The 14153-nt window shown below is 68.6% G+C and carries 14 protein-coding genes; 10 read left to right on the top strand and 4 right to left on the bottom strand.

Annotated features, from left to right (window positions below):
• Window positions 1-6 precede the first annotated feature (6 nt).
• Window positions 7-939, top strand: coding sequence for a zinc-dependent alcohol dehydrogenase (locus tag ACTWPT_RS38825; RefSeq protein WP_443182497.1), 933 nt, complete (start codon window positions 7-9; stop codon window positions 937-939).
• 267 nt (window positions 940-1206) lie between these two features.
• Here ACTWPT_RS38825 and ACTWPT_RS38820 read toward each other — a convergent pair whose 3' ends face one another.
• Complete coding sequence (locus ACTWPT_RS38820; protein WP_443182496.1) at window positions 1207-3867, bottom strand: ATP-binding protein; 2661 nt, start codon at window positions 3865-3867, stop codon at window positions 1207-1209.
• 149 nt (window positions 3868-4016) lie between these two features.
• Complete coding sequence (locus ACTWPT_RS38815; protein WP_443182495.1) at window positions 4017-4322, bottom strand: tannase/feruloyl esterase family alpha/beta hydrolase; 306 nt, start codon at window positions 4320-4322, stop codon at window positions 4017-4019.
• Window positions 4323-4512: 190 nt separating this feature from the next.
• Here ACTWPT_RS38815 and ACTWPT_RS38810 point away from each other — a divergent pair, with 190 nt between their 5' ends.
• The 6 genes from ACTWPT_RS38810 (at window position 4513) to ACTWPT_RS38785 (ending at window position 8087) form a co-directional block, all read left to right on the top strand.
• Window positions 4513-4959, top strand: coding sequence for a VOC family protein (locus ACTWPT_RS38810; RefSeq protein ID WP_443182494.1), 447 nt, complete (start codon window positions 4513-4515; stop codon window positions 4957-4959).
• A 60-nt stretch (window positions 4960-5019) separates the two neighbouring features.
• Window positions 5020-6453 (top strand): dihydrolipoyl dehydrogenase family protein, encoded by a 1434-nt coding sequence (locus tag ACTWPT_RS38805; RefSeq protein ID WP_443182493.1) that lies wholly within the window; start codon window positions 5020-5022, stop codon window positions 6451-6453.
• A 27-nt stretch (window positions 6454-6480) separates the two neighbouring features.
• Window positions 6481-6804, top strand: a complete 324-nt coding sequence (locus ACTWPT_RS38800; protein ID WP_443182492.1) for a hypothetical protein — start codon at window positions 6481-6483, stop codon at window positions 6802-6804.
• 11 nt (window positions 6805-6815) lie between these two features.
• Window positions 6816-7100 (top strand): hypothetical protein, encoded by a 285-nt coding sequence (locus ACTWPT_RS38795; protein ID WP_443182491.1) that lies wholly within the window; start codon window positions 6816-6818, stop codon window positions 7098-7100.
• 167 nt (window positions 7101-7267) lie between these two features.
• Complete coding sequence (locus ACTWPT_RS38790; RefSeq protein ID WP_443182490.1) at window positions 7268-7471, top strand: hypothetical protein; 204 nt, start codon at window positions 7268-7270, stop codon at window positions 7469-7471.
• A gap of 43 nt (window positions 7472-7514) precedes the next feature.
• The gene (locus tag ACTWPT_RS38785; RefSeq protein WP_443182489.1) at window positions 7515-8087 is read left to right on the top strand and encodes a cupin domain-containing protein; all 573 of its coding nucleotides are present in this window, start codon (window positions 7515-7517) and stop codon (window positions 8085-8087) included.
• Here the strand turns inward: ACTWPT_RS38785 and ACTWPT_RS38780 are convergent.
• Entirely contained in the window at window positions 8026-10791 is a 2766-nt protein-coding gene (locus ACTWPT_RS38780; RefSeq protein ID WP_443182488.1) for an ATP-binding protein, read from the bottom strand. The genes ACTWPT_RS38785 and ACTWPT_RS38780 overlap by 62 nt on opposite strands.
• A 500-nt stretch (window positions 10792-11291) precedes the next feature.
• Between ACTWPT_RS38780 and ACTWPT_RS38775 the strand changes: the two genes are divergently transcribed.
• Window positions 11292-12146 carry a hypothetical protein gene (locus tag ACTWPT_RS38775; protein WP_443182487.1) on the top strand — a complete coding sequence of 285 codons (855 nt, stop codon included), beginning with the start codon at window positions 11292-11294 and terminating at the stop codon, window positions 12144-12146.
• A gap of 236 nt (window positions 12147-12382) precedes the next feature.
• Here ACTWPT_RS38775 and ACTWPT_RS38770 read toward each other — a convergent pair whose 3' ends face one another.
• Window positions 12383-12715, bottom strand: a complete 333-nt coding sequence (locus ACTWPT_RS38770; protein ID WP_443182486.1) for a hypothetical protein — start codon at window positions 12713-12715, stop codon at window positions 12383-12385.
• Window positions 12716-13135: 420 nt separating this feature from the next.
• Here ACTWPT_RS38770 and ACTWPT_RS38765 point away from each other — a divergent pair, with 420 nt between their 5' ends.
• Together ACTWPT_RS38765 and ACTWPT_RS38760 are read left to right on the top strand one after the other, a co-directional pair.
• Window positions 13136-13474 carry a tyrosine-type recombinase/integrase gene (locus tag ACTWPT_RS38765; protein ID WP_443182485.1) on the top strand — a complete coding sequence of 113 codons (339 nt, stop codon included), beginning with the start codon at window positions 13136-13138 and terminating at the stop codon, window positions 13472-13474.
• Window positions 13475-13745: 271 nt separating this feature from the next.
• Window positions 13746-14108: a hypothetical protein gene (locus tag ACTWPT_RS38760; RefSeq protein ID WP_443182484.1), complete on the top strand. Its 363-nt coding sequence runs from the start codon at window positions 13746-13748 to the stop codon at window positions 14106-14108.
• Window positions 14109-14153 lie beyond the last annotated feature (45 nt).

Raw genomic sequence — 14153 nt, 5'->3', positions numbered from 1 at the left:
CACAACATGTACGCGGTAGTGAACACCGATGACGGAATCCGCACCATCGAGGTCGATGAACCTGGTGGAGCGGGGGTACGGCTCTCGGTCGCCGCCGCCGGGATCTGCGGCACCGATGTCATGTTCGTCAGCGCCGGCATCACCAGCTTCATCTATGGCCATGAATTCGCCGGAGTGGATGACACCGGCAACGGCTATTTCGTCGAACCGACCATCTACGGTGGGGAATGCGCGGAATGCCGCGCCGGTAATCCACAGCGGTGCACTGAGGCCGGCCACGGAAACCTCGGGATGTACCGAGACGGCGGCCTTGCCGAAGCGGTCGTGGTGCCGGAATACACATTGCTGGCCCTGCCCCCGCAGCTGGACGTGAAGGACGCATGCTTGATCGAACCTGGCGCCGTCGCTTGGCACGCGGTGCGCCGCGCGCAGGCGCAACCAGGAGAGCGCATTCTCGTGGTCGGCGGGGGGTCGATCGGGCTCCTGGCAGCCGCAGCAGCCCAGCACCAAGGATTGGACGCCGATGTGGACACCCGGCACAGCCATCAGCTGACCGCCGCCGAGCGACTTGGATTCGGCCGGCCAGGCGGGACCTACGACGTGGTGATCGATGCGGCCGGCAGTGAGTCGAGCCTGGCTCGATCCGCGGACGCCGCACGTCCGGGAGGCCGGATCGTCTCATTGGGCGTGTACCGGACGACGCTGCCGATCCCGGGGACCCAGAGCCTGGTCAAGGAGCTGACCTACATCAACAGCATCGCCTATGGCAGGCACGAGGGGGTCCGCGAAGTCGAGGAAGTCGCCTCCATGTTTGCCAAGAAACCCGAAATCGCGCAGACGATCATCACGCACCGGTTCCCGATCCAGGAGGCTCGGGAAGCGTTTCGCGTTGCGGCCGACCGCGGCGCCGGCGCGATCAAGGTGGTCATCGAGCCCTGATCAGGCGCCACGGCGGGAGGCCAAGGCCCAGTGGGGTCACCGAAGAGTGGCCACGGTGATCGTGCAGGCTCGTCACCCTCAACGGACGGGAAGCATGAACGCGCTAGCCACCGTTGACCAGCGGCTGGAGTGAGGGATCTTCACCGACTTGGGACTCACCGGGGCGACGTGGGCCGCCGGCCTAGAACTGCTGGAGTTCGTGAAGTGCTGAACGTCCGTGTGGCGGTGAATGCCATGTCGCCCTGGCCGAGGGCGCGGTTCGGTGCATCAGTCATTCGACGCCGCGACGCGGTCGGGGCGGTTCATGGCGTCCCGAAGGGCGGCGCGGGTGGTGACGCCCAGTTTGGGGAAGATCCGGTACAGATGGGAGCTGACGGTACGCGGTGACAGGCGTAGCCGTGCGCCGATCTCCTTGTTGGTGAGGCCGCTGGCGGCGAGGTCGGCGATTCGCCGTTCCTGCCAGGTCAGCGATACGTACGGAGTGGAGACCAGCGGTGCTGCTCCGTCGATCCGCAGTTCGGTGCAGGCTCGCTCGGCCCATGCGGCGGCACCGAGCCGTTCGAAGGTCTCGGCAGCGTGGGCGAGGAGCGGCCGGGCGGCGGCGCGTTCGCGGGCGTGGCGCAGGCGGATCCCATGGGCCAGCTGGATCCGTGCCGTTTCGAACGGGAACCGCGCGGCCGCCGGATGGGATGTGGCGCGCGCGAACATGTCGGCGGCCTCCCGCTCGGAGCCCGCGGTCATCGCGAGCGCTCCGTAACAGGTCAGGGCGAGGCGCGGGGAGAGTTCGGCGAAGCCCGCGTCGCGGGCGGCAAGGGCGTGGCGGCGGGCCTGCTCGGTGCGGCCGGTGGCCAGGGCCGCCTCGACGAGGTCGAGTAGGGTCCGTGACGCCGGGGCGCAGTAGGTCCGAAACGTCCCCGGTGACGTGATGTCGACGGCATGGCGGTACGCGCCTTCATAGTCGCCCGCGCTCAACGAGACTGTCACGGCAACGGAGTCGACGAGGTCGGTGAGGAGACCGATCCCGCGCGGACGGGCCCAGGCTTCGACCTCAGCCCGCAGTTCGAGTGCCTGAGCGACCTGGCCGCGCAGCGCCGCGAGCTGCGCCAGATAGGCACGTGTCTGATAGGCGAGCAGATGGCGGCCGTGCTCGATCTCCAGAGCGAGGGCCCGTTCTCCAGTCCGCACAGCGGCGTCCCAGTCTCCGGACCCCATCTGATCCAGCATGATCACCGTCAGCATGAGCATGCCGCTGAACACGGTGCCGGTCTCCAGTTCGCGGTCTACGACACGTTCCAGATGAGGTCGGTACTGGCTGACGATGTCGAGGTGGTATGCCGCGATGGCCAGGCGGGTGACGTCCCAGGGCTCCCGGTCGTGCAGGTTCGCCGCAGTCCGCTCCAGAGGCCCGGCCCAGCCACGCCCGTGCAGGACCACGTCGCTCCAGGTGTTGCTATAGATCTGTGTCTGCTCGGTGACGAGGTCGCCGAGGGACGCGAGCGTCTTATGAGCCTCGTTCCACAGGGCGGGGTCGGCGGCGTACCGGTTGACGGCGAGCAGGAGGACTTGCAGGCGGGCGAGGGTCTCAGTGGGCTCGCCGTCCAGGCCCTCGATCGCCGCCATCACCTGTCGGTGGGCGGAGCGCACGTCACCGTCCTCGAAGAACGCCTGGTGGATGGCGTTGACGGCTGCGTCCGGCCCGGAGGTGAGATGGACCGGGGGAAGCTCGCCGCCGAGGCGGGCCGCGTATCCGGAGAGGAACGTCGCGTAGCTGAGCCGCCGGGTCCGTTCCACAGCGTCCTCGCTCAGCTCGGCGGCACGGGTCAGCCAGCCGACGGCCGTGATGGCGTCGCCACGGCGGATCGCCGAATTGGCCGCGGCCTCCAGCGCCCGGGCGACCTCCTCGTCGGGTGCGACATAGGCCGCGGCCAGATGCATAGCACGACGTTCGAGGTCGTCCCGGTGGACGTCCGCGAGCGCGCGATGCGCCGCCCGGCACTGCTCGGGGGTTGCCATCTGCACGATACTCGACCGGACCAGCGGATGCCGGAAGGTGACGTCCCCGGTGATCGGTTCGGCGTCCAGCAGGCCGCACGCCACCGCCTCGTCGACGTTCCGCATCCTGTGACGCTTCTTCGGCCCGCCGTCGCCCGGCCGGGTCCCGACACCGTCGAGCGCGCCCATCAACAGCTCCACACGGGCCGGGTCACTGAGCGCGGCGATGCGCGAGCCGTACAGGTGGCGCAGCCTTCGTGGTAGCCCCGCATCGCCGGCCTGGGACGGTAGTTCCAACAGCGCGAGAGGGTTGCCGAGAGCCTGGTCCAGCACCCATTGGCGCACCCGCTCGTCCAGGGACGGGTAGTGCCGGTCGAGCAGGCGCGCCGCGTCCTCGTCGGCGAGCGGGCCGACCGATATCTCGGGCAGCACCGCCCTGTCGAACCGGGAGACGACCTCGTCCCGGACGGCGACCAGCAGCTTCACCGGGATGCCCCCGATCCGGCGCCCGACGAAGCCGAAGACGTCGGCGCTGGAATCGTCGAGCCACTGGCCGTCATCGAGGATCACCAGCAGAGGACGTCGCGTGGCGATGTCCGACAGCAGTTCGAGCGCCGCGATGCCGAGCGTCATCAACGAGGGAGGATCGTCGGCCCGCCGCCCGGTGACCGCGTCGAGCACCGTGCGGCTGTCGTCGCTCAGCGGAAGCAACGGGTAGAGCAACTGGTGCAGCCCGGAATAGGGCAGTTCGGACTCGGCCTCGACCCCAGTGATTCGGCTCACGAGGTGGCCGTCCCGGATGGCCAGCTCCGCCGCTTCCTCGAGCAGAGCGCTCTTGCCCACTCCCGCCTCGCCCCGCACGACGAGCACCCGGCCGGCGGTGGACTCCACCATGCCGGAGATCTCCGCCCGCTCACGATCCCTGCCGATGATCACTTCGCTGACTCCCCCGTTATCCTCCGTGGCCTGCCTGGTGATCAGCTTCGCTCGGCCGGAGGCCCCGGAGCCCCAGGGGGTATCCCTGGCCTGCTCCCCGGGGGGCACGGGTCTGCGCCGGGCTTGGCACGGGCCCGCCGCTCGTGGGGTCAGGCCGGGTCGGTCACCCGCCCGGCCGGGACACAACGGAAACCCTTGGTCTGGCCCGCATAGCGGGAGACCAGCGGGTAGCGGCACAGGTCGCGGTGGACTCGCTCGCCGGACGCGGTCGTCAAGGTGGCGGAGAGAGTGGCCGGGGGCCGGCCGTCCTCCACCCAGGCGATCAGCGCGGCGAGATCGTCGGCCTGGCCCCCGCTCAGGCCGCAGTGCTCAGTGCCCGGCGCCAGGAACAGCCGGAAGAAGTCATCGACGTCACCTCGGGTCGCGCGTTCGACTGTCGCCGCCGCCCTGTTCACCGCGCATCGGTCACCTGACGCTCGGTCGTTCCGGCGTCGTCTGACTCACCGTCAGATGACCGATGCGCGCGACCGGGGGCGCAGCCAAAGGTGGGAGCGTCCGCACCGCTCACTCGGTCGCCGTCTCGCACGCCGGCGTCGTCGTCAACGTCATCGAAACCGCCGCTCGCGCCACCCGCTGAGGAAGGTCATGGACTGGAAACTCGAAGTCGTCATCGTGCCGGTGTCCGATGTGGACCGCGCGAAGGCCTTCTATACCGAAACGCTCGGATTCCGGCTCGACGCGGACTTCGCCGTCCGCGACGGCTACCGCGTCATCCAGGTGACCCCGCCGGGCTCCGCCTGCTCGATCGTCTTCGGTGACGGGCTGACCCCGACGGCTCCGGGCACCTACCTGGGCCCGCATCTGATCGTCACCGACCTCGAAGCCGCCCTCAAGGACCTCGCCGCCCGTGGCGTGACGGTGAGCGGGCCGTTCCGCGACGAGTCGGGTGTCTTCCATCGCCCCAGCGACGCCGAACGGGTGCCCGGGTTCCATCCCGAGCGTGCCAGTTACGGCTCGTTCGCCTCCTTCCATGACCCCGACGGGAACCAGTGGTTCCTCCAGGAGGTCACCCAGCGCGCTCCCGGCCGCTGAACCACTGTCCCCCACGGGAGGGTGGAACCACCGCCCTCCCTGTCCACTTTTGGAGATCCTGTGCGCATTTTCGACGTCGTCGTCATCGGCGCCGGACCGGTCGGCGAGAACGTCGCCGACCGGACGGCCGCCGCCGGACTGGACACCGTCATCGTGGAATCCGAACTGGTCGGCGGAGAATGCTCCTACTGGGCGTGCGAACCCAGCAAAGCGCTGCTACGGCCGGTACTGCTGCACGCCGAGGCACGCGGCATGCCCGGCATCGACCCGGGCCCACTGGACGTCGAGGCCGTCCTGCGGCATCGCGACCGAATGTCCGGCGATTGGAACGACCAGTCCCAGGTGCAATGGCTGAAGCAGGCGGGCATCACCCTGATCCGCGGGCACGGACGCCTGTCCGGGCCACGGACCGTGGATGTGACCGGTGCCGACGGCGCCGTCCTGCGACTGTCGGCCCGGCACGCCGTGGCCGTCTGCACCGGAACCCGCGCCGCCCTCCCGCCGCTGCCGGACCTCGCCGCCCTGCGGCCCTGGACCAGCCGCGAAGCTACCAGCGCCACCCAGGTCCCGCCACGGCTGGCCATCGTCGGCGGGGGTGTCGTCGCCGTTGAGATGGCCACCGCCTGGCAAGCGCTCGGCTCGCAGGTCACCCTCGTCGTCCGGGAATCCGGGCTGCTTTCCCGGATGGAACGTTTCGCCGCCGACCTGGTCACCGACGCGCTCCGCGCCTCAGGCGTCGACCTGCGGTTCGATACGACCATTACCGCCGCGACCCGCGCCGCCGACGTCCGCCTCGTCCTGTCCGACGGAGAGGTGCTCCACGCCGATGAACTCCTGCTGGCGACCGGCCGCGCCCCTCGCACCGACGACCTCGGCCTGGAGACCGTCGGCCTGCACCCCGGTATATGGCTGCCGAGCGACGACACCTACACCGTGCCCGGCGTCACCGGCGATTGGCTGTATGCCGTCGGCGACGTCAACCAGCGCGCCCTCCTCACCCACCAGGGCAAGTACCAAGCGAGGATCGCCGGCACGGTCATCGCCGACCGCGCCCGCAACCATCCCCTTGACCGCAGCCCGTGGAGCCGCCACACCGGAACCGCCGACCACGCCGCCGTCCCCCAAGTCCTTTTCACCGACCCCGAGATCGCCTCCGTCGGCCTCACCACCGCCGACGCCGCGCGTCTGGGCAGGGACGTCGACATCGTCGACTACAACCTCGGCCTCGTCGCGGGCGCCCACCAGCACAGTCCTGGTTATCTCGGCCGCGCCCGAATTCTCCTCGACCCCGCCCGCGGCACCATCCTGGGCGCGACCTTCGCCGGCCGTGGCGTCGCCGAACTCCTCCAGTCCGCGACGTTCGCCATCACCGGCGAGATCCCGCTGGACCGCCTCTGGCACGCCGTCCCGGCCTTTCCCACGCTCAGCGAGGTCTGGCTCCGTCTCCTCGAAACCTACCGGGACACCGCCGCACCCCTGCGCAGTGGGCGCTGAGACCGCATCAGAGAAGAGAGCCCGAACATGGAGTGGTTCTTCCTGCCCTGGACCGTCACGGCCTATCTGACCGGAACCTTCGACCCGCCCGGCTGGCACGGGATCGAACGGAACCGGTACGAGCCTCCCGGAGCCGCGGAGAAATGGCTGATCGAGATCCTCTATGAGACGGTCGCCGCCGAAACCCGCTGCACGAGATGCGGCGCTCCCCTGGACCGCCCCCGTCTCCGAGCAGGCGCCTGGCCCGTCCGAGTCGCCACCCGCTGCCGCGGCAGTGCCCGCCACCGCCACCGCGCCGCCGTCTCCCGCACCCCGGACGGCCTCCGCACCGACCCTCTCATCCGCGCCTAGTTGGAGCCCTCATGAAAGTGATCTTCGACTCCGTCCATGCCCTGGCCAACGCGCTCCGCCGCGCCGCCGAAGCCCACGCTTCCGACTCCGGCCCAGACCTCGATCCCGACTGGCCCCATTGGTACGCCCACCACATGGCCGCCTCAAACGGCTTCGACCGCTTCACCCATCTCCCTGAGCCGGTCCGCCTGGAGGACACGATCGCCACCCACCCCGCGGCTCCTCCGCCCGACCCCAACGGCGACCGTGATCCCGATCACGAATTCGTCCTCCGCTACGCCTCTCCGGACTTCTGACTGGTGACGGGAGATTTCCATGGGCGTGCGTCACCCGTCAAGACGGTTATGTATGTGTCCCAGCCCACAGGAAGCGCCGTCATTTGACTGATGTCAGTCGCGGCACCGCAGCGCACAGTTGGTGTGCACGGAGGACAGACGCAACCCGAAGCAGCAGAGAGGTGCTCATGGCCAGGACCAACGTCACTTTCCTCAGCGGTGGCATCCGAATCGCCGCGCATCTGTACACCCCCGACGCCCCGGCAGCAGGCCCGTGGCCGGCGCTCGTCGTCGGCCACCCCGGCACCGGAGTGAAGGAACAGACTTCTGGCACCTACGCACAGCTGATGGCCGAACAGAGCTGGGTGTTCCAGGCCGAGAACCGGATCTGATCACACCGAGAGACCGACACACCCAACCGTTAGAAGGCACCTCATGAGCGACTTCCCCTCCCCGCCGCCCGTTTCCCAGGACCGCCGGTTCGTCCTCGGACAACATCTGAGTCTCTCCATCCTCGCGTCCGGGGAGGAGACCGGCGGGCGTCACGACATCTCGGACGTCACCCTGCCGCCCGGCTCGGGCACACCACTGCACCTGCACACCGGCTACGAGGAACGCATCTGGGTCGTCGAGGGCGCGCTGACCGTGTGGTCGGGAGCCGACGCCTACACCTTGCGCCCTGGCGACTTTTACCGCGTTCCGATGAATACTCCGCACACCATCAAGGCGGGTTCGGACGGAGCCCGCACCCTGACGATCACCTCTCCCGCCCGATTCGCCGAGCTCATCCGCCGCACCGGGACGCCCGCTCATCTGGCCACGGCCGAGACCGAGTGGGACCTCAAGCTGTTCCAGGCCGTGACCGAGGAGTTCGGGGATGTCATCCTCGGCCCGCCCGGTGCCACACCCGCGAGCCTGGGTGCGGACTCGCAGGTGAGTCCCGGATCTAGCGGTCCAGCAGATCGCCGTCCTGGTTCAGGGCAGCGGCGAGTTGGCGGCGGGAGGTGATGCCGAATTTTCCGAAAACGTTGCGCAGATGCCACTCGACGGTGCGAGCGCTGAGAAACAGCTGGCCGCCGATCTCCTGATTCGTGAGGCCGTCGGACGCGAGGCGGACGATCAACGTCTCCTGGGCAGTGAGGGTGCTCTCGCTCTCCACTGCGCTTTGCCGGACCCGTTCGCCGGTCGCCAGCAGTTCGCGGCGTGCGCGTTCGGCGAACGCCCTCATCCCCAGATCGGTGAACATCTCGTGAGCGATCTTCAACTGGTGGCGGGCGTCCACACGGCGGTTGTCTCGACGAAGCCACTCGCCGTAGAGCAGGTGCGCCCGGCCCAGTTCGGGTCGCAGCGGAGTTCGGCCGAGCCGGTCGATGGCCTCCAGATAGTACTGCTCTGCGACGTCTCCGCCGCTGAGCAGCGCGCGCGAGCGGGCCTCCAGGCCGAGCCCCACATCGGTGCCGCCAGCCGACGTCGACTCCGCCAGCCGTGCGAGGGCTGCCTCGGCGACCCCGACGTCCCCGGTACGGGTGGCGGCTTCGACCAGTTCGGGCAGCGACCACAGGGCGATGAACAGGTCGGAGGAGCTCTCGCTGGACGCGACGGCGGCGGCCAGTGCCTCGCCGTAGCGCCCGAGCCCGTTGTAGAGGACCGCTGCCACCCAGTTCGCGTACGTAACGCTCATGCCCTGGCCGGTCACCTCCGCCTCGGCGATCATCGACTGGATGAGCGGGACAGCCTTCTCCTCATCGCCGCGCAGACAGGCGAGCATCGTCGGGCCGAAGGCGGCTGCGGGTGCTCCGGTCACCTCGCAGACCGTCTCGGCCTCGGCGAACATGGCCGCGGACGCCGCGAATTCGCCCGACCAGGTGGTCACGGTTCCCAGCGTGGCCAGCACGATGGGCAGCAGGTCGAACGCGCCCACCGTCCTGAGCACCTTGAGCTCCCGTTCGAGGAGGAAGCGCCAGTTGGTGAAGTCCCAGCTGCCGACTGCGGCGGCGTGCGCGAACCAGCCCCACCGCAGTACCTCGTCCGGGGTTAGGGAGGCGTCGACGATCGCGCTGACCGCTCTCCGCAAGAGCGGTGCCGCGGCGGCCGGGCCCTCCACGATCACCTGCGCCAGCGCGTCGAGGACGAGTTCAGCCTCATCCGGGCGTGCCGACACCGGCAGCCCGCGGGCGGCTTGGGACACGTCCGCCAGGCTTCCGCCGATCGCGAGGTCACCCGCGAACATCGCGGCCATCCACGCGTGGAGGTAGGTCTCGCGAGCCAGGTCGAGATCGAGCGGTTCGAGTCGCTTGGCCGCCTTCAGCAGCAGCGGCGGACCATCGTTGCCCAGCCGGGAGGCGAAGGCGACATTCCCCCGCAGCAGGTCCGCGCGGGCGCTCTGCAGTTCTGTCAGCGGTTCCGCCCGCACGATCGCGAGCAGTTCGAGGACACGGTCGTAGGAGCCGGCCTGCAGGTTGGCGTGAGCAGCGGCCAGCATATGGTCGGCCCGGCGCGCCGGGTCGACGGTCAGGGCAGCGGCCTGCTCCAGGAACGCCGCCGCCGCGTTGGGTCCGCCGCGGGCTTGAGCCCTGCTCGCGGAGCGTTCGAGATCGGCCGCGGCGTCTTCATCCGGCCCGTCCGTCGACTGTGCTCGATGCCATGCCCGGCGATCCGGATCGGCGACCGGATCGGTCGACTTTGCCAGCGCGCGATGCACAGCGCGCCGCTGCTCGGCCGTCGCCGATCGGTAGGCGGCCCTTCGGAGCAGCGGATGCCGGAAGCTGATCCGATGCCCGAAATCGGCGAGTCCCGACTCCGTCGCGGGCCGGGCGGCCAAGTGCGAAATCCCCAGGAGGCCCGCGGCCCGCCAGATCAGCTTCGCGTCGCCCGAGGGCTCGGCCGAAGCCAGGCAGATCAGCAGCTTGGTGTCGCCGGGCAGCGCATCCAGCTGCCGGGCGAAACTCTCCTCGATCCGTCCCGTCAGCGGCGCCGTTCCCGGAAAACCGAACCCGCCGGCCAGTTCCTCCCGGGACATCGTCCGCGGCAGCTCCAACAGTGCCAGCGGATTGCCCCGCGTCTCGGCCACGATCTGGGCCCGTACTCGCGTGTCGAGCGGCCCTGTCAGCGCGGCGGCGAGCAGTTTGTGCGCGTGCTGATCGGCCAGCCCGTCGAGGCGCAGCTCACGAACGCCGGCCACCTCGTCGGTCGGAGTTCGCGTCCCGAACACGATGCCGATCGGGTCGGCCCCGAGCCTCCGTGCGACGAAGCCGAGTGCCTGCGCCGACGCCCGGTCCAGCCAATGCAGATCATCTGCCACGCAGAGCAGCGGCCGCTCCCTGGAGACCTCCGACAGGAGACTGAGGACGGCCATCCCCACCATGAACCGCGCCGGAGGTGGACCCTCCGCCAACCCGAACGCGGTCCGCAAGGCCAGCTGCTGTGGTTTGGGCAGCGCCTCCACCCGCTCCAGAAACGGGCTGCACAGCTGGTGCAGCCCGGCGAAGGCTAATTCCATCTCCGACTGCATGCCCGACACCCGCAGCACTCTGAATCCGCGCGCCTGGGCGGCCATATCGTTGAGCAGTGCCGTCTTGCCGAGCCCCGCGTCCCCGCTCAGGACGAGGGCCCGCCCCTCACCTGCGCGAACGGCCTTGAGAAACCCGGTGAGCGTCTCCCGTTCACTGACCCGGTTGACCAACTCGACGGGTGCGTCCTCCAGGCTCGGCATCACCACCACATCCTTTCACCAGCGCGGATAATGCCACGAGCGCAAAGGCCTCAGCAATTTCTCGCCGGTGGCCCAGAGCCAGGGAGGGAAGGTCCTCGCATGGTGAGACGGTTCGCGCTCCAGAAGCCTCGAGGTTTTGCACAGCATTCGCACCCTCCAAGCCGGTCGAGCACCAGATCGATCGTGACGGCGTCGGGGATCTGCGCCGACTGCTTGGCGGGAGACCGCGTCGGGTGGTGCGTGGCGGCCTGTTCTCCCAGGTGGCGTGACAGACAATCCACCGTTCGGTGCCCGGAACGTTGACCACAAGCGCGCCGGAGTCCAGGCGGCACAGATGGTCGGTGCGGACGGCGGCCACCTCGCCGTACTGGGGGGAATGTTCTTATTCGGCGCGCGCGGTATTCGGGCCTCGCCGGGGGCAGTACTGGTCGAGAGGACAGTCCCCTGCTCTTTACAGGGTGGTGCTCTGACGATCCCAGGTGACCCTCGATAATCCTCGGATGCCGCGATTACTCGTGACGCTCCTGACGGTGACTCTGCTCGTCAGCGGCGGCAACCTCCTCATCGGACAGCTCACCTTCGAAGACCACGCCGCCCGTGCCGTCTGGACCTGGCGGACCAGCGGCGCGGCGGAGATCTGGCGTAACGGCTTCGTCCCGACGGAGGGCCTGATCAAGATGTCTCAGGACGTGGAGGAGCGGATCTCCAGTGATGAGGAGTACGGCTTCGCCGTGGCCGGCCCGCTCCCCGCGACCCCAAAGGAGGCGCGGATCCGCTGGGACGACGGCTCCACCATGCAGGTCCCCGTGATCAGTGCGCGCCGGGCGCTGATCGCCCTGTCCCCCTACGAAGAAGAGGCGTCCGCCCAGGACGATCGGGCGTACAAGATGACCGCTGCTACTTTCACTACCATGCGTTTGCGGACCCTACGCGGCATGGCCACGGTCCCGGCGTGGCGGCTGTACTTCTCGAACCTGCCCGGCCCGGTCGACCACGCCGCGGTCGACCGGGCCGCGCTCGGCACCGTTGAGGACGCCATTGGCGACCACCTGCCGGCCGACATCAGCGGCTTCGAGATGCTCGACGAGCGCACGCTGCGGGTGACCTACGAGTACGGCGTCTGCAGCAGCCGGGCGAGGCCGTTCGTCCGCCTCCGGGCGGACGAGCAGTCTGGCGTCGTGGTCCTCGGAATCGAGGTCCAGGAGCACCTCGGCGGCCGCCTGTGCGCGGGCGTTGGCCGGCAGGGCGAGGGCGTCGTCCAGCTCGCGGAGCCGCTGATCGATCGGGTAGTGCTGGACGCGAAAAGCCGGCTCCCTGTCTGCCTCCATAGGTCAGCCCCCTGCCGCGCCCGGTGACCTACGGGCGCAACCTGGCCCTGACGGCCGCCATCAGGCACAACCGGGCAACCAGCCAGCCCGCTGCCCGACCAATCGTCGATGCGGCCCGTTGGGTCTCGCAGTCGCCGAAAAGATCGCTCAGATACTGATGCCGTCGCGTATCGATGTGTCGCGAGTTGGCACGCGTGAGCGATCCGAGTTGCTTGTTCAGGCGGTGAGGTCCACTCAGATCTGGGGATCCTGGTGCCGCGTTATCAGATGGCGAGGCGGTCCCAAGCCAGGCGCTGCCGGTCCGCCGGTACGCCCTGGTCCCTCAGGGCCCGATGCAACAGGTCAGGATCGCACCCGTGCGCGCTCATGTGGTCGAGCAGGGGTTCGTAACGGTCGGCCCGGTCCCGCAGGAGTTCCGTGGCCAGCCGTAGTTCCAGACGGACCGCGGGGACTTGGTGCGAGCCACACACGATCCATACGCAGTGCTCCCACGGGCCGCGCCCGACGCATTCCATCGCGTCTGAGTCGACCTGTCGCTCAACGGTGCTGATCTCCACCTTGACCCCGCGCACCTCGTACCTGGCGAAGTACTGCATGGAGTCCGGAAGCCACGAGGCGGCATGTGTAGGCAGGGGAACGAGGCGAGCGCGGCAGAGAACCGATCCACGTCCTCCCGTCGCGCCACCAGGAGATCGATGTCCCCGTCAGGAAGCCCGCCCTCTACCAGCGACGGTGGGGATCAGAAACGCCACTTAAAGGACCGAGGGCGGCGGATCTGGATGCCATGGGCTTGGAGCCGAGAAATAATCAGGTCTCGAAGCTCACGCCGTTGAGCGGCTGTGTCGTGATGCCCGATCCGGTCACCGGTTGCAGCCCAGCGATCGAGGACGTCAACTGTGAGAGGCCATTGGGCGATCGTGAGTTTGGGTTTCACGATCTCGTCCGGCGGCGGCCACGTGCCAGAGCCCGGAACGCCGGGTGTCCAGTGAGCGATCTGATCCCAACCAGCCCTTCGGATGCTGCGCGCCAGGTCGGCGCGCCGGGAAGCCGCGGGGGAGCGGTGGCAGGACTATGATCTCGTCTGGTGCCACCCTGGCGGACGGCCCATAGACGCTGGCCAGGACTGGGACAAATGGAAGGAACTGCTCCGCCTGGCCGAGGTGGACAAGGACGCCCGCGTCTACGACGCCCGGCACACCGCGGCGACGCTCCTCATCGAACAAGGCGTGGACATCAGCGTCGTGCAGGAAATTCTCGGCCACTCACAACTGACCACCACGAAGCGCTACACCCACATCACGGCGACACTCTCAACCGATGCAGCAGCTCGCATGGGCCGTGCCCTCTGGGGGTGACTGCAACTGAAAATGCAACCGGGCGGACCTTCTGATCATGAAGATCGGGAGTCCACCCAGATCATTGAGGTAGGGCGCCCGGGGCTCGAACCCGGAACCTACGGATAAAAAGTGGGTCTTGCCTTTGCTGGTGTGGTGGCCTTTGGGCTGCGGATCGTTGCGCTCCGGGTCGGATGGCCGCGAAACCATTCCGCGCATATTCCGGATCAAGTGAGAGGCCGAGGTCCTCGTGGGCACGGGGTGTGCACTGCCTGGCAGAATGGGCTGTGTCATGAGGAAGTGCGGGCCCGATCCAGTTGACCAGCGTTTCGGCCCTTACCGGGGCCGTGTCGCTCGACTTCTCCGCGAGGGTGAACTCGCTGGTTACGCCCACCTGGAGATGGAAGTCTGGTGGCAGGTGGAAGGGCCTTTCTGGCGGCCAAGATGGACGAACGGAAGAGAGCTGCCGCACTGGCATGTCGCCGTTCGTGACGAGGATGGCAAGTGGATCTACGGCGACGCTGTAGAGGACGACGTTGATGAGGCTCTTCACGAGCTCGCCGCTTCGCACTTCGATTGGTACACGGGAACGTACACGCTCGAATGGCTGGACGGCGTTGACGCCGAGAGCGTTGCCCGCGAGTACTTTGTCTGATAGAGCAGTTACGGCCCCAGCAGCCACCCGCTCGTCGCCCTCCAT

The organism is Nonomuraea sp. 3N208 (assembly GCF_052245935.1).
Taxonomy (GTDB): domain Bacteria; phylum Actinomycetota; class Actinomycetes; order Streptosporangiales; family Streptosporangiaceae; genus Nonomuraea.
This window is presented reverse-complemented; position numbering and strand designations above follow the sequence as displayed.